The organism is Bacillus sp. FSL K6-3149 (assembly GCF_038630515.1).
In the GTDB taxonomy this organism is placed as follows: Bacteria; Bacillota; Bacilli; order Bacillales; family Bacillaceae; genus Bacillus; species Bacillus pumilus.
This window is the reverse complement of the sequence record NZ_CP152034.1, coordinates 1,575,821-1,602,703: the sequence shown is the minus strand read 5'-3', so window position 1 is coordinate 1,602,703 and position 26,883 is coordinate 1,575,821. Positions and strand designations below refer to the sequence as shown.

At 39.9% G+C, this 26,883-nt stretch carries 26 protein-coding genes, 1 pseudogene, 2 riboswitches and 1 other annotated feature; of the genes and pseudogenes, 11 read left to right on the top strand and 16 right to left on the bottom strand.

The window, feature by feature from the left end:
* Positions 1–7: 7 nt before the first annotated feature.
* The 9 genes from purB to MHB83_RS08145 all read right to left on the bottom strand — a co-directional run bounded on the left by purB (position 8) and on the right by MHB83_RS08145 (position 9,088).
* Positions 8–1,303, bottom strand: a complete 1,296-nt coding sequence (purB, locus tag MHB83_RS08185) for an adenylosuccinate lyase (protein ID WP_003213884.1) — start codon at positions 1,301–1,303, stop codon at positions 8–10.
* Complete coding sequence (gene purK, locus MHB83_RS08180; protein ID WP_113386793.1) at positions 1,300–2,442, bottom strand: 5-(carboxyamino)imidazole ribonucleotide synthase; 1,143 nt, start codon at positions 2,440–2,442, stop codon at positions 1,300–1,302. The genes purB and purK overlap by 4 nt, the downstream gene beginning before the upstream one ends.
* Positions 2,435–2,923, bottom strand: coding sequence for a 5-(carboxyamino)imidazole ribonucleotide mutase (gene purE, locus MHB83_RS08175; protein ID WP_230031543.1), 489 nt, complete (start codon positions 2,921–2,923; stop codon positions 2,435–2,437). The genes purK and purE overlap by 8 nt, the downstream gene beginning before the upstream one ends.
* Before the next feature lie 169 nt (positions 2,924–3,092).
* Positions 3,093–3,194, bottom strand: a riboswitch (purine riboswitch).
* Positions 3,195–3,273: 79 nt separating this feature from the next.
* Positions 3,274–3,474: an NETI motif-containing protein gene (locus MHB83_RS08170; protein ID WP_050945708.1), complete on the bottom strand. Its 201-nt coding sequence runs from the start codon at positions 3,472–3,474 to the stop codon at positions 3,274–3,276.
* On the bottom strand, positions 3,471–4,025 hold the full coding sequence (locus MHB83_RS08165) for a DUF2179 domain-containing protein (RefSeq protein WP_024424505.1): 555 nt from the start codon (positions 4,023–4,025) through the stop codon (positions 3,471–3,473). Before MHB83_RS08165 ends, MHB83_RS08170 begins: the two co-directional genes overlap by 4 nt.
* Before the next feature lie 206 nt (positions 4,026–4,231).
* Entirely contained in the window at positions 4,232–5,032 is an 801-nt protein-coding gene (locus MHB83_RS08160; RefSeq protein ID WP_268458142.1) for a hypothetical protein, read from the bottom strand.
* 219 nt (positions 5,033–5,251) lie between these two features.
* Positions 5,252–6,577 carry an NCS2 family permease gene (locus MHB83_RS08155; protein ID WP_050945706.1) on the bottom strand — a complete coding sequence of 442 codons (1,326 nt, stop codon included), beginning with the start codon at positions 6,575–6,577 and terminating at the stop codon, positions 5,252–5,254.
* 144 nt (positions 6,578–6,721) lie between these two features.
* Positions 6,722–6,823, bottom strand: a riboswitch (purine riboswitch).
* Between the two features lie 228 nt (positions 6,824–7,051).
* The gene (locus MHB83_RS08150; RefSeq protein ID WP_111912132.1) at positions 7,052–7,594 is read right to left on the bottom strand and encodes a hypothetical protein; all 543 of its coding nucleotides are present in this window, start codon (positions 7,592–7,594) and stop codon (positions 7,052–7,054) included.
* 597 nt (positions 7,595–8,191) lie between these two features.
* Positions 8,192–9,088 (bottom strand): LysR family transcriptional regulator, encoded by an 897-nt coding sequence (locus MHB83_RS08145; protein ID WP_226804736.1) that lies wholly within the window; start codon positions 9,086–9,088, stop codon positions 8,192–8,194.
* 101 nt (positions 9,089–9,189) lie between these two features.
* Between MHB83_RS08145 and MHB83_RS08140 the strand changes: the two genes are divergently transcribed.
* Positions 9,190–10,377: an MFS transporter gene (locus MHB83_RS08140; RefSeq protein ID WP_226804735.1), complete on the top strand. Its 1,188-nt coding sequence runs from the start codon at positions 9,190–9,192 to the stop codon at positions 10,375–10,377.
* Between the two features lie 18 nt (positions 10,378–10,395).
* Here MHB83_RS08140 and MHB83_RS08135 read toward each other — a convergent pair whose 3' ends face one another.
* Positions 10,396–11,841, bottom strand: coding sequence for a DUF4179 domain-containing protein (locus MHB83_RS08135; protein ID WP_226804734.1), 1,446 nt, complete (start codon positions 11,839–11,841; stop codon positions 10,396–10,398).
* A complete protein-coding gene (locus tag MHB83_RS08130; protein ID WP_342496794.1) occupies positions 11,810–12,355 on the bottom strand; it encodes a sigma-70 family RNA polymerase sigma factor in 546 nt (181 codons plus the stop codon). The genes MHB83_RS08135 and MHB83_RS08130 overlap by 32 nt, the downstream gene beginning before the upstream one ends.
* Positions 12,356–12,534: 179 nt before the next feature.
* On the opposite strand from MHB83_RS08130, the gene MHB83_RS08125 reads away from it, so the two are divergent.
* The 6 genes from MHB83_RS08125 to MHB83_RS08100 all read left to right on the top strand — a co-directional run bounded on the left by MHB83_RS08125 (position 12,535) and on the right by MHB83_RS08100 (position 15,863).
* Positions 12,535–12,720 (top strand): Fe3+ hydroxamate ABC transporter substrate-binding protein, encoded by a 186-nt coding sequence (locus MHB83_RS08125; protein WP_335356310.1) that lies wholly within the window; start codon positions 12,535–12,537, stop codon positions 12,718–12,720.
* A gap of 4 nt (positions 12,721–12,724) precedes the next feature.
* The gene (locus MHB83_RS08120) at positions 12,725–13,291 is read left to right on the top strand and encodes a GNAT family N-acetyltransferase (RefSeq protein WP_342496793.1); all 567 of its coding nucleotides are present in this window, start codon (positions 12,725–12,727) and stop codon (positions 13,289–13,291) included.
* A gap of 18 nt (positions 13,292–13,309) precedes the next feature.
* Positions 13,310–13,762, top strand: a complete 453-nt coding sequence (locus MHB83_RS08115) for a LytTR family DNA-binding domain-containing protein (protein WP_335356308.1) — start codon at positions 13,310–13,312, stop codon at positions 13,760–13,762.
* Between the two features lie 5 nt (positions 13,763–13,767).
* On the top strand, positions 13,768–14,178 hold the full coding sequence (locus MHB83_RS08110) for a hypothetical protein (RefSeq protein WP_310427687.1): 411 nt from the start codon (positions 13,768–13,770) through the stop codon (positions 14,176–14,178).
* Positions 14,179–14,273: 95 nt separating this feature from the next.
* Positions 14,274–14,990, top strand: coding sequence for a CPBP family intramembrane glutamic endopeptidase (locus MHB83_RS08105; protein ID WP_335356307.1), 717 nt, complete (start codon positions 14,274–14,276; stop codon positions 14,988–14,990).
* 45 nt (positions 14,991–15,035) lie between these two features.
* The gene (locus MHB83_RS08100) at positions 15,036–15,863 is read left to right on the top strand and encodes a hypothetical protein (protein WP_335356306.1); all 828 of its coding nucleotides are present in this window, start codon (positions 15,036–15,038) and stop codon (positions 15,861–15,863) included.
* Between the two features lie 124 nt (positions 15,864–15,987).
* Here the strand turns inward: MHB83_RS08100 and MHB83_RS08095 are convergent, their stop codons facing one another.
* Positions 15,988–16,563, bottom strand: a complete 576-nt coding sequence (locus MHB83_RS08095) for a GNAT family protein (RefSeq protein WP_335356305.1) — start codon at positions 16,561–16,563, stop codon at positions 15,988–15,990.
* A gap of 13 nt (positions 16,564–16,576) precedes the next feature.
* Positions 16,577–16,804 (bottom strand): annotated as a pseudogene (locus tag MHB83_RS08090) (effector binding domain-containing protein); the annotation flags it as partial.
* Between the two features lie 225 nt (positions 16,805–17,029).
* Here MHB83_RS08090 and MHB83_RS08085 point away from each other — a divergent pair.
* The 4 genes from MHB83_RS08085 (at position 17,030) to MHB83_RS08070 (ending at position 21,743) form a co-directional block, all read left to right on the top strand.
* Positions 17,030–17,917: an AraC family transcriptional regulator gene (locus MHB83_RS08085; RefSeq protein ID WP_335356304.1), complete on the top strand. Its 888-nt coding sequence runs from the start codon at positions 17,030–17,032 to the stop codon at positions 17,915–17,917.
* A 259-nt stretch (positions 17,918–18,176) separates the two neighbouring features.
* Positions 18,177–18,441: a binding site (T-box leader), on the top strand.
* Positions 18,442–18,497: 56 nt separating this feature from the next.
* Entirely contained in the window at positions 18,498–20,159 is a 1,662-nt protein-coding gene (locus MHB83_RS08080; RefSeq protein ID WP_335356303.1) for a 2-isopropylmalate synthase, read from the top strand.
* Positions 20,160–21,239, top strand: coding sequence for an AraC family transcriptional regulator (locus MHB83_RS08075; RefSeq protein ID WP_339206742.1), 1,080 nt, complete (start codon positions 20,160–20,162; stop codon positions 21,237–21,239). It abuts the gene before it with no gap.
* An 18-nt stretch (positions 21,240–21,257) separates the two neighbouring features.
* Positions 21,258–21,743 (top strand): YbaK/EbsC family protein, encoded by a 486-nt coding sequence (locus MHB83_RS08070; RefSeq protein ID WP_310026611.1) that lies wholly within the window; start codon positions 21,258–21,260, stop codon positions 21,741–21,743.
* Between the two features lie 79 nt (positions 21,744–21,822).
* Here MHB83_RS08070 and guaA read toward each other — a convergent pair whose 3' ends face one another.
* From guaA to MHB83_RS08055, 3 genes are all read right to left on the bottom strand, one after another.
* A complete protein-coding gene (guaA, locus tag MHB83_RS08065) occupies positions 21,823–23,364 on the bottom strand; it encodes a glutamine-hydrolyzing GMP synthase (protein WP_113386774.1) in 1,542 nt (513 codons plus the stop codon).
* A 185-nt stretch (positions 23,365–23,549) separates the two neighbouring features.
* Positions 23,550–25,754 (bottom strand): transglutaminaseTgpA domain-containing protein, encoded by a 2,205-nt coding sequence (locus MHB83_RS08060; protein WP_342496792.1) that lies wholly within the window; start codon positions 25,752–25,754, stop codon positions 23,550–23,552.
* A 9-nt stretch (positions 25,755–25,763) separates the two neighbouring features.
* Entirely contained in the window at positions 25,764–26,849 is a 1,086-nt protein-coding gene (locus MHB83_RS08055) for a DUF58 domain-containing protein (protein ID WP_327839992.1), read from the bottom strand.
* Positions 26,850–26,883: the final 34 nt, after the last annotated feature.

Sequence of the window (26,883 nt, the reverse complement as noted above, 5' to 3'; positions counted from 1 at the left end):
CCTTTTCTTACGCAAGACCTAGACGTTCGAAAATCATATCGACATTTTTCAAGTGATAGTTGTAATCGAAGCAGTCAGCGATTTGTTCAGGTGTTAAGCGTGATGTGATTTTTTCTTCCGCTTCTACTAATGAACGGAAATGCACTTGCTTTTCCCACGCTTCCATTGCCTTCGGCTGAACCGTATCATATGCCTCTTCACGTGCCATGCCTGTATCGATTAATGCAAGAAGTACGCGCTGTGAGTAAATCAAGCCAAGTGTGCGGTCCATGTTGCGTTTCATGTTCTCAGGGAAGACCGTCAAGTTTTTCACAATGTTTGAGAAACGGTTTAGCATATAGTTCAGTGCAATCGTTGCGTCTGGTAAAATGATGCGCTCAGCAGACGAATGAGAAATATCACGCTCATGCCAAAGTGGTACATTCTCATAAGCTGTCAGCATATATCCACGGATGACGCGGGCAATTCCCGTCATATTTTCAGAGCCGATTGGGTTGCGTTTATGCGGCATTGCTGATGATCCTTTTTGTCCTTTTGCAAAGAACTCTTCTACTTCACGTGTTTCACTCTTTTGAAGTCCACGAATTTCAACAGCAAATTTCTCAATGCTTGTTGCGACGAGTGCAAGAGTTGCCATGTAATCTGCATGACGATCACGCTGCAAGGTTTGGGTTGAGATTGGTGCAGCTTTGATACCAAGCTTCTCACATACATATTGCTCAACAAACGGGTCGATGTTCGCATATGTGCCAACAGCTCCAGAAATTTTACCGTATTCGATGCCAGCTTTTGCTTGTTTAAAACGTTCTAGGTTACGCTTCATTTCTTCGTACCAAAGACCAAGCTTCAGGCCAAATGTTGTCGGTTCAGCGTGTACACCGTGTGTACGGCCCATCATGACGGTATATTTGTGCTCTTTTGCTTTTTCTTTTAGGATGTCAACAAATCTCTCAATGTCCTTGAGCAAGATATCGTTCGCCTGCTTTAATAGATATGAAAGCGCCGTATCCACTACGTCTGTAGAGGTTAACCCGTAATGAACCCACTTTCTTTCTTCTCCTAGAGATTCAGATACAGCACGCGTAAAGGCAACCACGTCATGGCGCGTGTCTTGTTCAATCTCTAGAATACGATCAATATCAAAGCTTGCATTCTTGCGCATGGTCACAACGTCTTCTTTTGGAATAACGCCGAGCTCTGCCCAAGCTTCACAAGCGAGAATTTCTACTTCAAGCCATGCATTAAATTTGTTTTCCTCTGTCCAGATTGCTGACATTTCTGGTCGTGCGTAACGTTCGATCATTTCCCGTTTCCTCCATCTCTTTCAGTCCATATCTTTGTGATGTTTGTCATCCATTCATCATCAAGCTGTTTCATAAAAGTCATATGACCCATTTTGCGGCCGGTTTTTACTTCATGCTTTCCATATAGATAAAGCTTCGCTTCTTTGAGAAGCTCAGGATGCTCTTTTGGGATGTCTACTTCATCGCCTAATAAGTTCACCATCATGCCCTCTGATAAAAGGGCTGTACCGCCAAGCGGCAAACCGCATATCGCGCGAATATGCTGTTCAAACTGACTCGTCTCACATAAATCGAGCGTATAATGACCAGAATTATGCGGGCGAGGCGCCAGTTCATTGACGAGTAGCTCTCCTTCGTTTGTCAGGAACAGTTCTACAGCAAGTGTACCAACTAGCGCTAGCTTTTCAGCCAGTGTCGTTGCCAGCACTTTTGCCTTCTCCTGAATGCTTTCACCTACTCTTGCAGGCACAATGCTCTGGAACAAAATGTTGTGCTTATGAATGTTCTCAGCGACTGGAAATACCGCAATCTCCCCGTGAATAGAACGAGTGACGATCACCGAGAGCTCCATTTGAAATGGGACCCAGCTTTCTAAAATACATGCTCCATGTGTGAGCAATTCAGCTGCTTCGTGAAGCTGTCCCTTTTCCTTGATCACATACTGCCCTTTTCCGTCGTAGCCGCCTCTGCATGTTTTCAGCACGGCTGGCAAACCAAGTACGGTTACTGCGTCTTCCAGCTCTTTTTCATCATGAATGATGCGGTAAGGTGCGACTTCACAGCCTGCATCTACAATCCCTTTTTTCTCCGTTTCACGATTTTGAGTTAAAAGAAGAAGTTCACTTCCTTGCGGTAAATTGGCTTCTTCCTTCAATTGATTAAGTGCATCATAATCAATATTTTCAAATTCATATGTCACGACATCGCTGATTTCTGCCAGCTGTCGAATCCCATCGAGGTCACTATAAGCAGCTGTGATTTCTATATCAGCAACCTGTCCACAAGGAGATTGTGCGACTGGGTCTAAGACAGCTGCCCGGTATCCCATTTGCTTTGCGCTGACGGCCATATATCTGCCAAGCTGTCCTCCGCCGATAATACCGATGGTTGCGTTTGGAAAAATGGTCTGCTTAGCCAAGCTGATCACTGCTTTCTAGTACAGTCTGTTTTGTTTGCTCTCTTCTTTCCTCAAGGCGAGAAGCGATTGTTTCATCAAATGCTGAAATCATTTGTGCAGCTAGAAGCCCTGCATTTGTTGCACCGGCTTTGCCAATCGCCACTGTCGCAACTGGTACACCGCCTGGCATTTGAACGATGGATAATAAGGAATCCAGTCCATTTAGTGCTTTTGATTGTACGGGCACACCAATGACCGGCAGTGTCGTTTTCGCTGCGACCATCCCCGGTAAATGTGCTGCGCCTCCAGCACCGGCAATGATGACTTTTAGTCCTTTACCTCTTGCTTCTGTCGCATATTCAAACATCAAGTCAGGTGTCCGGTGTGCGGATACGACCTGTTTTTCATACGGAATGTCTAATTCCTCTAAGATATCGCACGCATTCTTCATTGTTTCCCAATCAGATGTACTTCCCATGATGACACCTACAAGCGGCTTCATTTTGTCCCCACCTTTAAGCTGATATTCGATTTTGTATCGTTTGACACGCTTCCCAAACCTAAGCAGCTTGTCAAACGCCGAACAAAAAGGCCCGATTTGCATTGCATTGTTAGGAAGCAACACAAACCGGGCCATGGTAAGCGCTGTTCGCTTTTGAAACGCCATGTCAGTTTTGTTCACTATCCTGCATAGTCCAGTCATTTACGGTAACTGGGTAGAAACTTATGGGCCATATTCCCAAGATTATATGAGGTTCGTGTTTTGAATTCATGTTTATCTTAACAACGGATGTTCATGATGTCAACGGATTTATCGAACAATCTATGAAGTCGTCGTTTTAATGTTCGGATTTAGACTGTTTTTCCTTCAAATACGATTTTTTTCCCAATCGGAATGATCTGAATCGACCCATTTTCCTTCTTTTCCTGAAAAATGGGCTCCTCCATTCGTCGGACAGGCGCGTAGCCTTCCGCTGCCATCTGGGACAACACTTGATCGATCGTCATGTCGTCTTCCACATAGAATTTCTTCTTCTTTGGTTTTGCGGTCATTCTTTAATTCTCCTTTTCTTCACAGCCTTCACCCAGAAGCCGCCGTGAATCGATTTGGGCTCATATGAAATGATAAATGCCTTTGAATCCAGCGTTTTAATCGTTTCATATAATTGCAGTTCATATTTTCTCGGTGTTAAAATTTGCAATGCTGTCCGGTCTCCTTCAAGACCGCCTGCTACCCAGCTGGTGACACCATATCCTTTTTCTCTCAATTGCCTTGGGAGATCGACATCTAATTCTTTTGTGATCACGTTAACAGTTGTGTAGCCAAGTGCCAGCTTCTCTTCAATTTTCATCCCGACAATGATCCCCATCCCATAGCCTAACGCATACGCAATGACATTTTGGATTTGATCTAAGTTATCAAGTACGATACTTAATCCAATCACATAAATCAGCATTTCAATCGTACCAGCAAAAGCTGCTGCGTACCGTCTGCCTTTCATTGTTAAAATCAAACGCATGGTGGAAAATGAAACATAGACAATATTAATCACTAAAATGATCAAAACCATGGTGAACGCATTGGATAAAAGTTGTTGAAGCACGATTCGAACCCCCTGCACTAAAAAATCAAATAAAGCACCCCATATTCTACTAGAGAACATACCTTGATACAATCAAATTTGCGCGAGAAAAACACATATATCTTTCGACAAGAACGGTGGTCTTTGTTACCAAGAGTTTACCCGTTTTTTCCTCTTCTCAACATGAAAACCTCCTTTTTTGAAAAAGGAGGTTTTCAGTGTGTGTATTATCCAAATCGAACAGGCACAAGTGAAGGAATCAAATACTCTCCGACAATGCCCCAGAGCAGTGCAATGATGACAAGCTCCACCAATAAAAAGATCCAGCCAGCATACATCAAATCACCGCGCACCGCTTCATGCTCCGATTGAATCGAGCGAAACAGCACGACCGCAATCAACTGGAGACCAAAAAACATCATCACAGATAAAATGACCGTCACATATGGAATATTCAGCATGGCAAATACAAGCCAAAGGATGGATAAAACCAAAACCGGTACAAGTGCGGCACCAAACTTCATGATCACTTCTTTCAGTGATATGTTTCCTTTTAGCATGTACTTACCGAGTAACCAGACGGTCAGCATCATCAATGTGAGCAGAATGAGTGTAAAGACCGCTACCCTCAAAAAGGCGTCACCAAAAGAGTAATGAATGCCAAAGCCTAATAAACGAGTCTTTGACGCCTTTAATTGAACATAGTTGCCTAAAGCAAAAAACACGCTGAATAACACAATCGAGATCCAGGCGTACTTCATCCGTAATGTTTCCGCTTGATTGATGGCCCGGCTCGGTGATTTTAACATCGCAAGTCCATATGAGCCATAGCGCTTAAACGCGCCTCCTACACCTTGCAGCATACGCTGAATGGCAGAACGCTCATCATCGGCTGCCACTTTGACTTTCGACGTTCTTCCACGTTTTGCAGCGCTTCTGCTAAGACGGGATTGTCTCGTTTCTTGATCTATTGATGGCTCTTCATTTTTTACGTCTGATGTACTTTGCTCTTCATCTTTTTCTAACATCTCATATCAACTCCTATCCAGCACAATCCTTACAGGCTCATACGAATGACCTGTAAGGATGACTCCTCTTAAAGTAGCGGAGTCTCTCTGTTCAGTCAAGATTCCTTGACGTTCATACGAATAGACGGATAAAAGACAGCAGAGGTTTTAAAATGGCAAGAAAATTAGGGCAAAACAAAAAAACAGCAGCTTCCATGAGCTGCTGTTTCAGGTGAACTATTAATGATTTAAGAAAGCAAAGTAGAGAATAAAGATCACAAACAATCCGTACATAATTGGATGTACTTCTTTGGCTTTCCCTTTAAAGATCATCGTAATCGGGTAGAAAATAAAGCCAACCGCAATCCCTGTTGCAATACTGTATGTGAGTGGCATCATAATCATCGTTAAGAACGCTGGTACGGCAATTTCAAAACGATCCCATGCAATCTTCGCAAGCGGAGCGACCATCAGTGCACCAACAATGATTAAAGCAGGTGCTGTCACATTCGAAGTAACGATGGATAAAAGCGGCGAGAAGAACATCGCAAGCAAGAAGAAAATACCTGTCACGACAGCTGCAAATCCAGAACGTGCACCAGCAGCAACACCTGAGCTAGATTCAACATAAGATGTTGTCGTCGATGTTCCAAGAATAGAACCTACAACGATTGAAGATGAATCCGCTAGAAGTGCTCTTCCTGCACGCGGCAGCTCATTATTTTTCATTAAACCAGCTTGGGTTGCAACAGCCACAAGCGTTCCTGCTGTATCAAAGAACCCAACGAATAAGAACGTTAAAATCACGACAAGCATTTGAATCGAGAAAATGTCTGGCAAGTGAATCAAGGCTTGTCCAAAGGTTGGAGATAAGCTTGGAATACTTCCCACAATTTGCGTCGGTACTGGGACAAGACCAACAATCATTCCAGCAATAGCTGTCACAAGCATCCCAATGAAGACACCTGCATTCACTCGAAGAACCATTAAAATGACAGTCACCACGATACCAAACACCGTTAATAAGACAGGACCACTATGAATGTTTCCAATCGAAACGAGCGTATTATCATTATTAGCGATAATGCCAGATCCTTGCAGACCGACAAATGTAATGAATAGACCAATACCTGCACCAACCGCAAGCTTTAGCTCAGCCGGAATGGCATTGATGATTTTTTCACGGAAACCTGTTAAAGAAAGGGCAACGAAAATCAATCCTGAAACAAATACACCAGAAAGTGCTGCTTCCCATGTGATGCCCATGCCAAGAACAACCGAGAAGGCGAAAAAGGCATTCAAGCCCATACCTGGAGCAATCGCAATCGGATACCTAGCAATCAGCCCCATCAGAATACACCCTGCGGCAGAGGCTAACGCCGTCGCAGTAAAGACAGCGCCCTGATCAATTCGTAATTTATCTGGAAAATCCGGTACCGACACTAAAGCAAGTGTGATCGGATTGACAAACAAAATGTAAGCCATCGACAAAAATGTGGTTAAACCACCGATGATTTCTCTGCGGTAATTCGTTCCTAACTCATCAAACTGAAAAAACTGTTTCAAGCCAACTGACTCCCTTCATGTCCTTTTGCTTTAGTCTGCCCCATTCACAAGTCAAATAAAAAACGCCCCAACAATTTTGGGACGCTTGACTACATATGTGAATTCAGACGGTGACATAAAACAAGAACAATGCATGATTTATATCAAACGAGTGTGAATTGACGTAGTCAAGCTATTTACGGTAGCTTGGTAGAAACTTGCGGGCCATATCCCCGCTATTATACGACTTCTATCTATTTGATTTCTGTGTCTATTGTACCAACTTCATTTTTAAAACACAATACGAAAAGCGAACATTTTTCAAAGAAATGTCCGCTTCATTCGTCTTATTACACGAATTTGGAAAATCACATCTAGTTCTTGTTACTTCTTATCTAAATATTCGAAATTGCTAAGAAACATAGAGAAAGCAAGAAAATATAAACTTTCTAACAGGAAAAAAATCAAGCTATACTATTTCAAAAATTTAGCGCATCACTTTTTAATTAATTCAATACGGTACAATTTATCTTCATTAAAGAAAAATTCTAGGAGAAGCTGTTCATCTTTATCTTGATACTGAATACCTGTTTCATACCCTTCTACAAACCAAAGATTTTTGTATTCTTTCCCATACGCCTTTACTACATCTTGAAACGTATCGTTAACCTTAATACCTTTTGATGTCTTAATATTTCCATTTTGTGATTCATTAATAATAGAGATAATTTGTTGCTTATTATTAGATGTTACTAAAAAATCTTCATTTCCTTTTTTGGAATATACCACTTCATTTTCAAACGAAAACTGATCATTTTTTTCGAGTTCATTGTTATCTATCTCTTCACCAATTTTAAAACTGCCTAAAGATTCATTTTCAAGTGAAACTGAATGGAAATTCACAAAAATTAATATAGAAAAAACAATTATTATTATTAAAAAAGGAATACCTATTATAATGATTAATTTCAAATCTATAATCTTCTTTAAAAGCAAAAAAATTAAAAAAAACATTGATAATATTAATAATACACCCATAATTAGCGTAACTCCCAAAATTCTAATACCCCCCCTTCTTTACTTACTAGGTGAGAACCATCCTGTATGTTTATGATAGAGCCTTGAATGCTTAGCAATGTTAGGAGAACATTTGCCGGCTGTACTTTTATTTTTAGTTGAGCAGTAACGGTTATTGGTATAATCTTTTAAACATTTAAAACTTCTAGCTAATGCTACATCACAATCACTTTGAAAAAAATTAATACCTGGTTGTACAAGGAATTCGTTAATTACGACTTTCAATGATTCTAAAATACTAACCTCTGATATTCACATCAACCATTTTGAAAAATTAGCTAATATTGGGAATTTCATCGTATTACCACATTAGTTGAATTCGGGCCGTTATTTATTTTCTCAAAGTTTATTGGGATGTTACGACTTGAATTCTTTCAATCATTAGGCTGCTGGAAACAGTTCGTTGAACAATATTTCCTTCATCTTTTTGATTCCTTTGTCTATTGTACCAAATACCAACTTCATTTTTAAAACACAATACGAAAAGCGAACATTTTTCAAAGAAATGTCCGCTTCATTCGTCTTATTACACGAATTTGGAAAATCACATCTAGTTCTTTATACACCCTTCTCCAAATCCTTCTCTTTTGCAAAAACTGCCTCGGCTACATGAAAAAACTCTTTCACTGCCGGAGAAGCTTGGGAGAGAGACGGACAGGCGAGCGCAACCTCACGATGATGAGAGACATTCAACTGACGAATGTGCACAAGCTGCTGCGTTTTTAAAAACAGCTCAGGACCTATCGTGACACCAAGCCCTTCCCCAACCATACGAGCAATGGTCGTACAATCGTGTACTTCAAATAAAGTAGCTGGCTTCAATTGAGCGTCAGAAAAAATATCCTCTACATGTGATTGATACATGCCAGTCGGCATAATAAATGGTTCATCCGCCAAATCTGTGATGTCTACAATGGACTGCTGGTGAAAACGATGATTTGGATGATAGGCGACCACCATCTCATCTTTGATCAGCGGCAGCAAGTCAAAAGCTTCATCTGCATGGCCTTTCACAACAAAACCAACATCAATGATGCCAGAGTCCAGCCACTCCAATATTTCTTCATACGTTCCCTCATAAAATTTAAATTCGATTTTCGGATGCTTTTTCTGATAGCTCACAAGCAGCTTAGGTAATAAACAAGCTGATGCACTGGCAAAAGTTCCGATACGAATCAAGCCCGTTTCGATATTTTTCGTTAACGCAATTTCCTGCTGGATCTTCTCGACCCTATTTAACACTTCTCTAATATGCGGGAGAAGCGTTTGACCGATATCTGTCAGCATGATGCCCTTTTTTCGATCACGAATGAATAAGGACACCCCCCACTCCGTTTCTAAACTCGCCACCGCATGACTCACCGCGGACTGCGTCATATTTAATGCTTCAGCTGCTGCGGTAAAACTGCCAAGCTCGACCACTTTTGCAATAATATCAAAGCGAACAAAGCTCATGAGTATTCACTCATCTCCTTCATGAAAAACATCAATTTTACTTATGTTAGCACGGAATTTAAACTAAAAACAACGTATCAAATTGAAGGAAGGGTTCAAAAATGAAAAACACATCACATCAGCTATTGATTATTCTTTTAGCTGTCGGTTCATTCGTCACAGGCACGTCAGAATTCGTCGTGTCAGGCATTCTAGATATGATTGCTGTTGATTTAAATATCTCTATTCCTGCTGCCGGACAGCTTATCACCGTGTACTCTCTCTTTTATGCAGTAGGTGCTCTCTTTTTAGTCATGGCAACATCGAGATTGAACCGAAAAAAGGTTCTGTTAGCTGGTATTTTTGTGTTTATTTTAGGCAATGTGGTCGCCTTTTTTAGCCATCACTTTGTGCTGCTCCTGCTATCCCGAGTCATCATGGCGATGAGTGGCGGCTTATATATTGTCGTCGCCACGAATTATGCAGCGCAGATCGCCCCTCCAGAAAAAAAGGGAAGTGCGATGGCAACGGTCATTACTGGTTTTACCGTTTCACTCGTACTTGGTGTCCCTATTGGCACATTTCTATCAGGTCATGTGGATTGGCACTATATTTTTCTCATCATTGCACTAGGTACTGCTTGTCTTTTACTACTGCTTTATCAATTACTTCCACGCATGGAAGGACATTCACATCTGCCATTGAAGCAGCAATTACATCTCCTTCAAGATCGCAGGGTGATCAGCGGATTAGCCACGACCGTCTTTTGGATCTTAGGCTACACAATGGTATTCGCCTATATCTCGCCTTTATTACGACAGACCGCTGGCTTTTCTCTTGAAATGACAAGTATCGCCTTACTCATTTTAGGAATCGCTGCTTTTATAGGCTCACGATTTGGCGGCTTCGCCGTTGATCAATGGGGACCAAACCGAACCATCTCGATCAGCATCATGATCCAGATGCTAGCTCTCTTTGCTTTATTTTTTACGCAATTCTCTACAATAAGTATCTTGATTACGCTTGCCATATGGGGCATCGCTACATGGACGACAACTCCGGCGAAGCAGTTTTACCTCATCTCTCTAAAACCCCAAGCATCAGAAACCGTGCTGAGCTTTAATACAGCGATAATGAACATCGGCATGATGCTCGGATCGTCAATGGGCGGTGTGATTATACAATATACAAATGTCACGAACTTAAGCTGGATTGGCGGTTTAGCCAGTTTTGTCGCATTCATGTTGATTCGGTACTCGTTCCATCGTAATCGGCTGGTCCAAAAGCAGACAAAAAGCGAACATGTGTAATCATGTTCGCTCTCTTATTTATCGACTAGCTTTTGATGTTTCTTTTTTGACTGGAATGGTTACAAGTATATCTTTGTGTGGTGCCAACGTATTCAGAACTGACAAATCAAGATAAAGCCCATAATCCTTAAATGAAAAATGGTTTAATGATAATGTGTCTAACTCCTTCACATCTAAATCAAAGGTGGATTGCATAGAAGCTGTCTTTAAATTCGTCATCTTCGCATGGTTCCCCTTCAAGTAATATCCGCTTTCATAGTCTGCTTGTGGATCGGGCCATGATTTCATCTTTTCAACATCGCCTAATCCAATGAATTCACCTATATTCTCCATCACATCCTGATCTAATTCTTTTTGATCTACTCCAGTAAATTGATAATCAACAATCACAGAACGGTCTTTTTGCTCTATCTTATTGATTTTGATTCCGATGCCATGGTGTTTTGTTTTGAACTGAACAGGCAGCTTTGTCTGAAGAGGAATAATGTGGCTGTATTCTCGTTCGTTTCTCACATCCGTGTAAAATGTCAATTCAGTCGCCTTTGGATTAATCGGTTGATTCAAAATCGTCAAATGATCTTTTCTAGTTTTGTCAGAAGTCAGTTGTTTTTTTCTTAAAACGGTTCCAATCTCAAGCTCATACTCATTCCCTAAATTATCCTTCATTCCATCAATACTAACTCTATCATCTTTGGCAAAACCATTGTAATCAATGGCATATTGAATAGCAGAGCCCTTCACTCCATTTTCTACCTTTACGTTTCTTATTTGATAACGTCCATTTAAAATAGACACGTCTTTTTGCCCCGCTAATAAAGTGGTTTTTTGCTTGACCACAGGTAACTTGAAGCGCCAATTTCCTACAATATCCCCAATCTTCGAAATAACAAGCGGTACTTGCTGACCTTGTTTGATCGTTTGTCCATTTGTATAGACTTCCGTCTGCCCAACATAGCGGCCATCTTTTAATTTTTTCAACTCTGTTTTATCAAAATTCAGTTGAAAGTTTCCATCGATTTTTTCTGGATTCACTCTAAACGATACAACATCTTCTTTTGTATAGAAATTCTCCACAGTAAACGTATAAACAAGCCGCCCGGCATCATAGTACACACTGTTTACTTTCACAGTAACCCCTCTTGATTCAGCCCCCTCATTGACATGCTTCACCAAATCACTCTGAAAAAGAGACATTCCTACTTTATCGTGAAACATCATATAAAACTGTCCAATAATCGGGACACGTGCCATCGCTGTATTAAGAGAAGGAAAAAGGAAGCCTGATGACAAATAAAGGACGATCAGTACGATGACAGAGTATATTGGTGTTCTCCAATTCCATGTGAACCAACGTCTTTTCTTTTCCGCTTTCACATCTCCTATTGCTTGGCAAATTGCAGAGGTTACTTCAACCTTTGGTACTTCAATCTCATCATAAAGCTTTTTCATTTCTTTTCGTTCCATCGACACTCTCCTCCTTTTCCAACGTTTGCTTTAATAACTTTCTTGCTCGATACAAATGAGTTTTGACCGTTCCTTCAGGCATGCCCATCTGCTGAGAAATCATTGAAATCGAATAATCTTGAAAATAAAATAGCTGAATCACAATCTGGTATTGCTCGTCTAACACATCAAGTGCATGTTTTAAATCTAACTTGTCTTCCAAAAAATCATTCCGCTGAACGCTTTCGTGCTGCTGTTCAAACGGCACAACATCTTGCTGCTTTTTCTTCATCGCAAAAATCGTATTGATCAAAATCCGAGTCAGCCAGCTAGAAAAATAAGCTGGTTCTTTCAAGCCAGATAGATGCTTAAACGCTTTAAATACCGTCTCCTGAACAGCATCTAACGAATCCTCTTTATTTCTTGTGTAGAGAAAAGCCGTTTTATATAAACGCTCCTGATACATCAGCATTAATTTCTCAAATGCCGGGACATTCCCTTTTTGTGCTTTTTTAATTAGACGCACTTGCTTCATCTCACTCACACCTCCTACACCTGTTAGAGCACGCTTTCTCTCAAACGGTTTCAACAAACGGAAATTTCTTTTACTTAGCATATGTCGGATAAAAATAGAGAAAGTGAAGACTAGAGTCGAAAGAACAAGTTGGATATTTGATATAATGGAAGAAATATCTACAAAAAGGAGGATATTGATTGTTTCAATTCGAAGAACCCACTTGTGCTAGCTGTCAGAAAAAAATAGAAGGAAACGAAGAAGTGTACGTCAAGCTGATCTACCCAAAAAGACGAGGAATGACAGAAGTGAAGGCTTGGCTAAGGAATGAAGGGGTTTTTTATTGTCAGGCATGTACAGAACAAAAGTCATCGCATGGAGGATAATCAAATGAAAAAAATCAACTTTCCACAATCATTTCCAACTATACATACCGAAAGACTAATCTTAAAACAAGCAACGATCGAAGTCGCTGAGGATATGCATATCTATTTATCCAATGAAACCGTGTGCCGCTATATGAGCATTGATGCTCATGAATCCATCGAAGACACAAAAGGAGAAATCAAGTGGTATGACAATATCTTCAAAGAACAAACAGGCATCCGGTGGGGCATTTCTTTAAAAGAAGATCCTGCGATCATCGGCAGCTGCGGCTTTCTCAATCTAGAAAAACAGCACTACCGTACCGAAATTGGCTATGAATTACACCACGATCATTGGAGAAAAGGCATCATGAGCGAAGCGATTGCTGCGGTGTTACGGTATGGATTTCAGGAGATGAATCTGAATCGAATTGAAGCAATTATTGATCCTAAAAATACGTCGTCTGTTCAATTATTGGAGAAGGTTGATTTTGTGAGAGAGGGATTATTGAGAGAGTATGAATTGGGACAAAAGGGGTTTGATGATGTGTATATGTATTCGATTTTAAAGAGAGATTACGAAAAATCCTAATAGACAGAGGAGAAACAAATGAAAACGGATATTCATTTCATCCAAAAGCCGCAATCAGAGTATGTTTCTTTTCACATTTATGAACTAAATCCTACTATTGAAAAGCTAGTTCAACAAGTGGAGCAATCATCACCCTATTTCCTAGCGCAAGAGCCCACGAAAGAAAGAGTGAAGAAGGTCTATTATCACGAGGTTTTATATATAGAAAGCGTCGATAAAAGATCGTTTTTGTATACGACAGATGGGGTGTTTCTCATAAAAGAAAAGTTATTTGAACTCGAAGAGCAACTTGAGGCGCATGATTATTTGAGGGTATCTAAATCGATGATTCTTAATATTGATCAGATCGCCGCTATTTCTCCTAAAACGAGTGGCCGTTTTGAAGCAAGCCTTATGAATGGAGAAAAGGTAATGATTTCACGCTTTTATATTCAAAAATTAAAAGAGAAGCTTGGATTACGGAGGAAGTGAACAGGATGAGACGTTACATCATAAACCTTTTGATCACATTTTGTATGATCTTTACTGCCCTCGTGTTGATTTACTGTTTCACTTTTGGATCGATGCCCATCTACATTTTACAAGCGATCATTGGCAGTTCCTTTATTTCAAGCGCACTTACCTTTTTGTTGTACCCAAAACAAACGTACAGCCACAAACGGATTCTTTTTCAACAAATCTTATATATCGTCCTTGTGATGTGTATGATTATGACAACCATCATCATCGTCAGCGGTGAAATCAGTCTCCTTTCGTTCATCGTGAATTTCCTTGTGGTCATGGCTTTATTCTTTTTGATCAAGTATCTATTGTATAAAAAAGATCAAGCTACCGCTGCGGAAATTAATGAGATGTTACATCAAAGAAAGAACCCAACATCATCATAATGTGCATCTTAGGGTCGAAAATCTACATGTTAGGGAGATTTATTTGAAGCTCCTCATTGATTCCACTACTCTGACGTTAGAGGAGGAATCAATCAATGAAACCTATTACAATCATTCGAAACGTCATTTTTTTACTGCTGTTTTCTTTAATCATCCCAACGAGTGCAGGTGTTTATATATCCATCAAAGAAGTAACTGATCCAACGAGCATTTATATCATCAATGGCTGTGCCATGCTAGCTGGCTGTCTTTTTCTTCTATTGATCATTCAAAAAAGCCGCTTTCACTTCAAAGAGATCGGGTTTCGAAAAGGGACTCTTGGCTTGTGGATATTTCCACTTCTTTTCATAGAAGCTGTCCCATTTATCGCAGGACTAAACAAGGACATCTCCCTGTCATCCTTTATGGCACTTTGTTTCTTCATGGTGTGTGTCGGTATTTTTGAAGAAGGTATTTTTCGCGGCATTCTGTTCCAATATTTAAAACGGATCAACTTGAGCACCGCCATTTGGGGCTCCGCCATATTATTCGGTCTCGGTCATTCTGCTAATCTATTAAGCGGAAAAAGCATGACCTTAACAGTGGCACAAATCCTATTCGCCTTTTTATTTGGATTTGTTGCGGCTGAAATCGTGGCGCTCACTGGCAGCCTGCAATGGGTGATCATATGGCATGCGGTGCATAATATCGTGGATCAAATGACAAGTGGGCAAACGCCTGTGGCAATGCAAATGCTTTTACTTTCGATTCAATGTATCATCTTGCTTGTTATTTCGGTGGTGTTGTGGAGAAAATTAAGAATGCTAAATTGAATTTTCAATCATGGTAGATGGGTAGAACAGGAGGAAAGAAAAGAAATGAAGGAGCACACTTGGATAATAGAATGGTTTCAAAAGTGCGAAGGACTTGAAATAAAGCCTTGGGAATGGGATTTTAAACAAAGTTATATCAAAGAACCGATACCAAAAGATAAATCATCTATTGAGTTAATATTAGATTATAAAAGTCGTAAACTCAAAGAAATTGGAATTTGTAATGTCACCAAAAAAGCTGGTCGCAAAGCTGACTGTGATAAAGAACCTTTTTATATTTATCAATTACTTTGGAGTACTGATTATGAGCCAAAGCCTAAATCACAGCTTTCTTTAGATCGTCACAATTTGCTCCGTGGAGAAACAATGAATTCGTTCATTACGACTTTCAATCATTCTAAAAAACTAACTTCTGATAATCATCTCAACCATGATTTTGAAAAATTCGCTACTGCCACCCACTACATTGGAAATTTCACCGTATTACCACATTGGATGAATTCGGGCCGTTATTTATTTTCTCAAGATTATTGGGATGTGACGATGTATTCACTTTTTGAATTCTTTCAACCATTAGGATGTTGGAAACAGTTCGTCGAACGATATTTTCTTCAACCTTATGTGAATAATGATGAAGAATGGACAGTGAGTGAATTTTGGAAAGGTCATTTTGATAGCATAGGAAATTACAATCATTTAAAACCTCAAAATGAACAAGAATTAAGTGAGTACCTACATAAAGTAAATCTTAGGATTGAAGAACGAGGCAAATGGATCATCAAAAAAGTCTGTGAAGAATTAGAGTTACAACACTTCACATTTTATGATGAACTAAAAGATAGACAAATTCGATTTTCAAACGAAATGAAATAAACCTTAAGGAGCGAGCTCAGTGTTCGCTTTTTTATTTTCTAAAAGGAATTCCGAAATACAGAAAAATGAGATCGTAACAAAAAGCCGATATCCTAAACGCCATATCAGCATCATGTGATCTAGCTTATTCATCATGCATATAATCCTCTTTCAGCATGCTGTATATTTCTAAATCAACAACTCCTTTGCCTGACCATAAAACAGCTTGTCTAAGCAGTCCTTCTTTGATAAAACCATTTTTCAAAAGGACTTTTTTTGATACCTCATTTGCCGGCATCACCTCCGCTTGAATTCTATTGGCATCAATCTCTTCAAACAGAAATTTCAATAGTGTAGAGACAGCTTCTGTTGCGATGCCTTTGCCCCAATGTTCCTCCGCAAAGAAATAGCCAATCGTCACCGCATTCACTTTTTGATTGAGGTCCATTGTTTCGATGATACCAACTAGCGTATGAGGATTATCCTTTTGAAAGATTCCCCATTTCACTCTGCTTTTCTTCGTATAATCCCGTTCGAAATGTCCAATCATTTTTTTTACCGTTTGGAGATTATGTTTGGGAATGATCCCACAATACTGAAAGACTGTGTCATTGTCGTAAATTGAAAATAACTCTGGCAAATGACGCTCTTCCACCTTTTTTAACAATACATTCTTTGACGCAACTACAGGAAAAGTGCCAAAAAGACTTTCTATTATCATCTCTTAATCCCCCTTATTCCTCGATAGGAATATAGATTTTCATTTTGATATCGTTCGGGCCATTCGAATGTAAGACATCTGTTATTTCAAAATCTGGTCCACTCGTTCTTTCATAATTAGAATTTGGAAGCCAGCTACCATAGATATATCTTCTAGTGTTTTGCGCCATTTCATGAGAGCCACTCACTTTAAATTCTGCATATTTCCCTTCAGGAATCACTATTTTTACAAACCCTTCATTTTATTTTATTACTTCCCTTACCTTTTTTTGATCATTTATGCTAATTGTTTATTTATTAATAGCCTTCCACAAATAATCATTAAATTTCTCTAACAGAAAGTTTCCTTATTTATTTCTTAAAATGCTTGTCCCTCTGTTCTTTGATATTGCAACATAGCACAAAAAGTCAAGTTTCTAAAAGATGATTTCCGCTATACTAAACTCGTAAGGCAAGGAGGTGCTCGGTTGTCCTATCAAGAACATGAAAAAACGATTCAAGAAACATTACATTATATTGAACAACATCTGAAAGACGATTTACCGCTTCAAACTCTAGCGAAACACGCTGGTTATTCTAGGTTTCACTTTCACCGTATGTTCAAAAAAGTGATTAAGAAGTCAGTGGTTGATTATATAAGGGAACGACGGATGACCCAAGCGGCGAAGGATTTAATTCATACAGACCAAAGGGCGATTGACATCGCATTGCAGTATCGATTTAGTTCACAGGAATCCTTCACTAGAGCCTTTAAAAAGACATATGACATGTCACCCGCACGTTATCGGAAATTATTAAGGAATGTGATTAATGAGGAGGAAACAAATATGGCTAAGAATCAGAACACACCTACTGGCTGGATTATGACGGGGGATACCCCATCTGACTATGAAACAGGTTTGGATAACAGAATTGTACACAGTGGGACTAACTCCGCTTATTTGAAATCAAAAGATGAAAAAGCTGGAGGTTTCGCAACATTGATGCAGCAAATTAAATCTGAGCGTTACAGAGGGGAACGTCTTCAATTTTCTGCTTTTGTTAAAAGCGAAGATGTGAAAGGCTCCGCTGGTTTATGGATGAGGATAGACCATTCTTCAGGTGAAATTCTTGCGTTTGACAATATGATGAACCGTCCTATTACAGGAACAAATGGATGGAATCATTTTAGTGTCGTACTAGATGTTCCAGTAAAAAGTGAAGTCATTGCGTTTGGCATATTACTACAAGGTCCAGGTCAAATTTGGATGGACGAACTTAGTTTTAAAATTGCAGATGAAAGTGTGCCAGTGACAGAACAAAATACTGTGGATCATTTAGAGGATGAACCAGTGAATTTAAATTTCGAAGGCTAGCAGACTGAATTTAAGAGGAGGTTGATTGCCATGAAAAAAATTGGTACGATTTTATTGTTCGCTATTAATTCACTCACCTTTATTTGTGGCCTCGGATTTTTATTTGTTGAAGAGGCTACCACATTAAAACAGAAGTAAAATAAATAAAATTGAAAATGAAGATAAGACACCAATAGGACAAAAAAAATCAATTGAAAAAGATATCCCTACCACTATCTCTTTTTTGTCATCTTGGTATAATAGAAAAAATCAAAAAAATTAGAATGCGATGATAAGGAATAGTACTTGCCGAAATGTTTTCAGAAAGTTGCTGGTTGATGAGAAGCAATAACAAGAAGGCAGGGAACTCGCCTTAGAGTAGCCTTAGTGAAGTGAAAAGGATTGATGTAGTTAAGGTCGGCACCCCACCGTTATATGGGAAGGATATAAGATATAACAATCTGTATCCGAATAAGGGCATGATAATGTATGGTTATCATGAAACAGGGGTGGTACCGCGTAAGATGAAGTCTTTCGTCTCCAAGTTAAATCTTGGAGATGATAGGCTTTTTTTATATTCCAATTACAGGAGGAACCGATGATGTTTAACCACAAAAAATACGAAAAGAAATACTTTTTGCCACCGAACCTTACTTATGATTGGGTGAAGAAAGAAACATTAGAAAGTGCTCCGATATGGTGCAGTGTGGATTTACGGGATGGAAATCAAGCATTACCTATTCCTATGAACTTAGAAGAAAAATTGGAAATGTTTCAGTTACTAGTAGAGATAGGTTTTAAAGAAATTGAAATCGCATTTCCAGCTGCTTCCGATACGGAGTTTAGGCTATTACGGACACTGATTGATCATCATATGATTCCAGACGATGTAACGATTATGGTGATCACGCAAGCGAGAGAGCATATTATCCGCCGAACCTTCGAAGCCATTAAGGGGGTACCGAAAGCGATTGTTCATTTATATAATTCGACTTCAGAAGCGCAGCGCAGACAGGTATTTAAGAAAACAAAAGATGAAATTAAACAAATTGCCATTGATGGAGCTATTTTAGTAAAAGAACTTGCCGAAAAAACAAATAGTGATATTTATTTTCAATATAGTCCAGAAAGCTTTCCAGGAACTGAAGTTGATTATGCGTTAGATATTTGTAATAGTGTTTTAGATATTTGGAAACCGACACCAACTCATAAAGCAATCATCAATATTCCGACAACAGTTGAATATTCAATGCCTCATATCTTTGCAAGTCAGATTGAGTATATACACAAAAATCTGTCTTACCGAGACAGTGTGACATTATCTGTTCATCCTCATAATGACCGCGGCTCTGGGGTGAGTGATGCAGAATTTGGTGTTCTGGCTGGCGCAGAAAGAGTCGAAGGTACATTATTTGGTATCGGTGAACGTACAGGGAACGTAGACTTGATTACCTTGGCAATGAATATGTATTCACAAGGTTATAATCCAAAATTGAATTTCAATAACCTAGAAGCGATTCGGAAAAAATATGAAAAACTAACCAAAATTACTGTTCATGAGAGACAGCCATATTCTGGCGAGATGGTTTTCACCGCATTCTCTGGGTCACATCAAGATGCTATATCTAAAGGTATGAAATATAGAAAGGAAAATCATGTTGATAAATGGGACGTTCCGTATATCCCAGTAGATCCAGTTGACTTGGGGAGGAATTATCAAACGGATGTGATTCGAATCAATAGCCAGTCTGGAAAAGGCGGCATAGGCTATATACTAGAAACAAATTATGGCATTCAACTTCCTTATCAAATGAATGAAGCCATGGGATATGAAGCGAAGAAAGTATCTGATCAGACAAATAGGGAATTGTCTGTCGAAGAAATATATCATGTATTTGAAGAACAGTATGTTGATTTTCACCCTCATTTCCAGGTGCTTGATTATCAATTTCATAAAGGAGAGAAGCAGGAAGTCACCTTAACTTTGCTGAGAGATCATCAACAAATTGAAATACAAGGAACTGGCACTGGAAGTTTAGATGCAATCAGTCATGCGTTAAAAGCTTACTTTAATCTCGAGTATGTTTTGGAAGTCTATGAGCAGAATTCTTTGGGCAAGGATTCTCAAGCAAAAGCCTGTGCACAGATTGGTATTTCATATCAAGGAAAAATGCATTGGGGTGCTGGAATTGATCAAGATATTATTGAAGCAACAGTGAAAGCCCTGGTGGTTGCAGTAAATAGACTAGAGGTTTGGATGTAGATGGAAAAAGATAAACTTGAAAAACATGAAGCGATGCAATATTTAAGAGAATATAACGAGCAAGAAATCTTTTATCAACAATACCAACAGAAAAAGCATGACAATCAATCATTGCAATTATTTTTGAAGGATTATGATCAAAACACTTTCATGCATAAGCAAATATATATAGAAGAATTTTTGCTTAAAGGGCAGAACGAATTTGAAAAAGAGGATACCATGTGGTTAGGTCAGGAGAAAGATATCGAAGTGAGAAAGTATAGCCGTTTTATGCCTCCATTGTCGGCTATCCATGATTTCTTTGAGATGATCTATGTTCTGGAAAATGAGATGTATTTAGAAGTGGAAGATAAAAAAATGACTTTAAAATCAGGAGATATTGCCTTTATTCCACCTGATACAATACACAAGCCAATTGTCATGGAGAATACAATCGCAATCCAAATCATGATCCGTAAAAGTACTTTTCAAAAAGTGTTTTTTAAAATGTTAAAAGGCAATCATGTCATTTCAGAGTTCTTTTTGAATGCATTGTATATAAAAGAAAATAAAAATATTCTTATTTTCCATAGTCGCTTGGATAAAAATTTGCTAGACTGCTCTCTTCAACTATTTACAGAAAATTATAATCGGTTTCCTAGTTACCAATTGATTATGAATAATTTGTTTGAGATATTATTATGCCTCTTATTAAGATTCAAACCAAGTCATATGAACGTAAATCAGGTCAAACAATATAGTGATATACGTATTATTCAAATGCTCCAATATATTCAGCAATGTTGTGAGCATATAACAATCCAGGAGATGGCAGAGGAATTTAACCTTTCACAATCTTATCTGTCTAAATATATAGCTCATAAACTTGGCAAATCATTTAGTGAAATTCGACAAGAAATAAGATTGGAAAAAGCCTGCGAAATGATCACTGGTAGTGATTTAAAAATAGATGATATTGCGACAGCTGTTGGTTATCAAAATGTAGAGCATTTCATTCGTTTATTTAAGAGAAAGTTTCACCTAACACCACATCAATATCGTTTAAATAATAAAGTCGAGCAAACTTCAAATCAATACTAATAAAAAGGAGAAATCATCATGTCGATCAAGAAAGTAAAAGATTATTTTAAACAATATGATATGGATACTCGAATTCAGGAATTTTCAGTATCTAGTGCAACCGTAGACTTGGCTGCTTCTGCATTAGGCTGCGAACCTGAAAGAATCGCAAAAACACTCTCCTTTCTAGTAAATGGACAAGCTATTTTAGTTGTGACCTCTGGCGATGCAAAAGTTGATAACAAAAAATTCAAGGAATATTTTAAAACAAAAGCTAAAATGCTGCCTCCTCATGAGGTCGTTGACTTGGTCGGTCATGAAATTGGCGGAGTATGTCCTTTTGCTATAAAGAATGGCGTTTCTGTTTATTTAGATATTTCACTAAAACGTTTTGAGACAGTTTATCCAGCCTGCGGGAGCAGTAACAGTGCGATTGAACTAACAATAAAACAATTAGAAAAATACTCCGGTTATTCACAATGGATTGATGTGTGTAAGGGATGGAATGATTCATTAACACATTAAAAAGGAAGGAAAAAGTGCAATTAAAAATAAAGAAGAGCTAAAAACCCTTGATACACAAAGGTTTCTAGCTCTTTTATAACTATTCCCACTCAATCGTAGCAGGCGGCTTACTCGTAATATCATACACCACGCGGTTAACATGCTTCACTTCATTCACGATACGAGTAGAGATCTTTTCAAGGACATCCCAAGGGATTCTTGCCCAGTCACTCGTCATCCCATCAATCGAAGTAACAGCACGGATACCGATTGTGTAGTCGTATGTTCTTGCGTCACCCATAACACCTACACTGCGGATGTCTGGGAGTACCGTGAAGTATTGCCAGATGTCGCGATCAAGGCCGAAGTTGGCAATTTCTTCGCGTAGAATCGCATCCGATTCGCGGACAATTTCTAGTTTTTCTTCAGAAATTTCACCTAGTACACGGATACCTAGTCCTGGACCTGGGAATGGCTGTCTCCAGACGATGTCGTCAGGAATACCCAGCTCTGAACCTAGGGCACGGACTTCATCCTTGAATAGCGTATTGAGTGGCTCAATCAATTCGAACTGCATGTCTTCTGGAAGACCACCTACGTTGTGGTGAGATTTGATTGTTTGTGCCGTTGCTGTTCCGCTCTCAATGATATCTGTGTAAAGTGTTCCTTGTGCTAAGTAGTCGATTCCTTTTAGCTTGTCCGATTCATCATCGAATACATAGATGAATTCGTTACCGATGATTTTACGTTTTTGCTCAGGATCAGACACACCTTTTAGCTTGTTTAAGAAACGATCTTTCGCATCTACTTTAATCACGTTCATGTTGAAACCTTCGCTAAATGTCTTCATAACCCCTTCTGCTTCGCCTTTGCGAAGAAGACCGTGGTCAACGAAAATACATGTCAGCTGATCGCCGATTGCTTTGTGGATCAATACCGCCACAACAGATGAATCTACACCGCCGCTTAGTGCGCACAATACTTGTTTGTCGCCTACTGTTTCACGGATTTTCTGCATTTCGATTTCAATGAAGTTCTCCATTGACCATTTGCCATCGCAGTCACACACGCCGAAGACAAAGTTTTTCAATAGGTCATTTCCGTACTCAGAGTGACGAACCTCTGGGTGGAACTGAACGCCATAGAAATTCTTCTCAGCTAAGCTCATCGCTGAGTTTGGACAATGTGCACTTGTTGCATCAACAGTAAAGCCTTCTGGTACTTCAACAACAAGGTCACCATGGCTCATCCATACGACTTGATCAGTCGGAAGGTCTTTGAATAAAGCAGGCGTTCCATTAATGTGGATATCTGCTTTTCCGTATTCACGCTGGCTTGCCGCTTCTACTTTCCCGCCTAAATAGTGAGTCATGAGCTGCATGCCGTAGCAAATGCCTAGAACCGGAATGTCTAGATCAAAAATCTTTTCATCACAGCGGAAAGATCCTTCATCATAAACACTGTTTGGTCCGCCAGAAAGGATGATTCCTTTAGGCGCCATTTCTTTAATTTCTTCAGCAGTTAAAGTGTGCGGATGAAGCTCACTGTACACACCAAATTCACGAATACGGCGTGTGATCAGCTGATTGTACTGACTGCCGAAATCTAGAACCAAAATCATTTCATTTACTAAATTTGTCATGGTGTCACCTCTATGTCCAATATAGTTTTTATAAACGCACAGAAAAAATGAGAGGAGAAAACCTGCTCTCAGTGTGAATCACGCTTTTGAAGCGCCCAGACTCACATCCGAACGCTTCAATTTCATGTATTTTAGAAGGTTTTAATATTCACCTATTCTAACAACAGGAAGGTACGCGGTCAAGACTATCTCCTGTTTATTAAATTTTCCCATAACTTCGCCGACTGCCGCCAAAGCGCCGATGCATCTTCTCGTCGATAGAGCGCCCGCTCATAGAGCTGCGTCAGCTCTGACATGCGATGATCTCCATCCTTGTCATCGATTAAAGAAGCAAATTCTCTTAGCGTCATGCCAGGTTTTTTCTCAATTCCCCTGCGCTTCAGCTGCTTTAATAGAGCAGCATACGCATAAAAGAATGCTTCCTCCTCTGGCAGACGTTTCACCTTTCTCACAATAAAGAATGGCAGCCATCTTGCTCTGAATCGATAAAGCAGCCAGCTTATCAAGCCTAGAAGGATCATAGCTCCTGCCGCGAAACCCAAGATTGAACCAACATGTACCATATTAGGCTTCGCTTGCGCTGTTTGTTTCTTTGGTTCTACCGGTCGCTCTGTCTCCTGCTGCTGTGGCTGTTCTGCCTGCTGATCTTCGTTTGTATTAGAGCTAGGCTGATCTTCTTCCTTTTGATTATCATCTGTCTGATCGCTAGAAACCGATTCATTTGTAAAGGTCTCTGGGTTCGTAAACCCTTTTGTCGGTTCGAAGGTCACCCAGCCTCTATTTGGAAAATACACCTCTACCCATGAATGCGCATTGTTATTGGTTACTTCATACACATTGTTTCCATCCATCTGTGTTTCATATAATTGACCTGACGTGTACCCTTTCACCCATCTCGCCGGAATCCCGATCGAACGGAGCATCACAATCATAGAGGATGAAAAATTATCACAGTAGCCGATCATCGTATCAAATAAAAATTGATCCACATAATCTTCATTACGACTAGGCACAGCGACATTTTGCGTTTCATATGAAAATTTCGCTGACCCTAAGTAGTCCTCAATCGCTTTGGTCTTATCGTACATATTATCCTTCGTTTCCGTTAAGCTGTTTGCCAATGTTTTCACTCGCTCTGGCAATGAGGAAGGAAGCTGCAAGTATTCACGGCCAACCTCCTGATTGACCTTCTGCTTCGTCGGTACTTTGATGCTCTGCAAATCCTCAAGGATAAATGTAGGCGATAAGAAGCTGACTTGGTAGTTCCCTAAATTTTTCGGCGGATTTTGAATGGATGGGACAATTTTCTCCGTTTTCCCCATCATTTGCAGCGGAATGTTTTCCATTGGCATCAGCATGATCGTCCCAATCGGATAGACGGCATGATTAAATCGATAGTTTGATTCCATATCGACTCTCGTTTCGTGCACCTCTGTTTTTACACGCTCGGTAAACCAACGATTCCGCACACTGTTCTCTTTTAGCCGCGTAGGCTTCGTATCATTTGAGGCATCCTCCCAGCCCTTTCCGGTATAGATACTTTTTGTTTCAACACGAAAGTAAGACGGCTCTTTTCCGCTCCATTTAAAGACCGGTGTGCGGTCCTCACTAAACGGTCCGCCAAGCGACGAATCATCTGTACTATATCCCACCTTATTCTGTCCGGCAGAGCTATCTTGATTCGTCACCGCCTTAAAAAATGGGACAGGATCAGGCCATTTCGGATCAGACTTTGGTAAAGAAGCACCAAGTGTCGCTGACAGAAGAACGAGCGCCAGCATGGGCAAAAACCACTTTAGGCGCGCCTTCTGCGTCACCCGAATGCCTTCAGCCGAACGCAGTCGATCGAAATACAGCAACCCAAGCAGACAAAAACCAAATACCATAATACGAACGATCGCAAAGGTTGCATCATATGGCGTAAACGTATCCAGAATCGTGACATACACAATCGTCATGAGTAAAAAGAAAAAGATACGCTGCTGATAGACCACCCAATAATGAAGCAAGTAGACAAGCAGCCATAACAAAATATAAAACAATAATGTGCGGAAGGAGGGGTACATGTCACTCCACATGCCTGTGCTCATCAAGGTGATATTATCTTTAATATCACCTAATAATGCAGCCGGATAGCTTGGCTCTGCTTGATAAAAGATCAAATATAAAGCGAGCAAAATCAAGCCAGTACAAATAGGAAACGTCACATACCATTTCAAACGAAAGAATGTAAACAAACATGTAAGCCCTATAAAAATGATGAAATAAGACGTATGACTCGTCTCTGTAAAATCTTGAAGCGGTCGAAGCCACTCCCAAAGCAGCAGAAATGCTACAGCATAATAGATGAACAACTCAAAACGGCTTTGCCGCTGATGCGTATGCAGCATAAATGTTTGTCACCTCACAGTTCTTTCGTACAGCCGGTCTTCAAATAAAACGGTCATGCGTATTCCAGATGCCCTAAGCCGGTCTACAAGCTGTTTTTCTTTTGTCGTGAATCGATCCACGGCTCTCTTCACTAAAAGAACAGTGATGTTCTTTCTGTTTCGATTTCCAAAGAGGCTCGCAGCAAGCTCCTCCTGCAGCTGACCCGTGATGACATATTTTCCAGAATGCTGATACTCACTCGCTGCTAACGCCTTATACTCTTGTACGCGAGAAGGGTGATGCTGCACTCTTGTTAAATAATAAAGCATGTCCTGCAAATGAAGTTCTCCTTGATCCACTCGAAAGGCATGCTGATCTCCTAGAGGTACAAGACCTGACGGCACCCCTTTTTTCACTGCCGATTGTAGGACAGATGCTACAATAGACACGACGGTCTCAAAAACTGCTTCATCGGTAAAATCAGCAAACACGACAAGATCCTTTGTTTGATTCTGTTCAAATTCCTTCGTCATCAGCTGACCCCTTCTAGCCGTCGTCTTCCAGTCCACCCAAGCAAAACGATCTCCTTGCTGATATTCCCTTACGCCTGTTGTCACATGGGTCGGTTCATTTAACCACGAGTGAACCGCTTTGCCTCCATTTTCATTCAATGACTCAGCAGACTCCACCTGAAGATCGAGCATTTTCGGATAAACAAGCAGCTTTTTTTCTAACGGAATGATGACTTCTTTCTCCACAAAACCAAACATATCACCCGTTTTGATTCGAACTGCTGACAAATGATGTTCTCCGCGCATGACATCATTCAATTGATAGGAAAAACGCCACGTTTTCCGAAACCAAGGAAACAGCATTTGCTTCATTTCAATTTGTTCCTGTAAACGAAAGGTGTCCGGCGGATCATCCTCAATCAAGACGTAAACGTATGGAAATAGATTTGTCCGCTTAATTTCAAGATCAACAGGCAGCACGTCTCCCGCCTTCAAGCGGGTTTGTTGTAAAGTCCTTTTCGCTGTCACTCTCAGCGGAACGAGCGCAAACAGCAAAGCATACAAAGTATATGGTAAAAATGCATAAAAAAGGAACCAGCTCACAAACCCTCCCTGAAACATGGCATAACAAAAGACT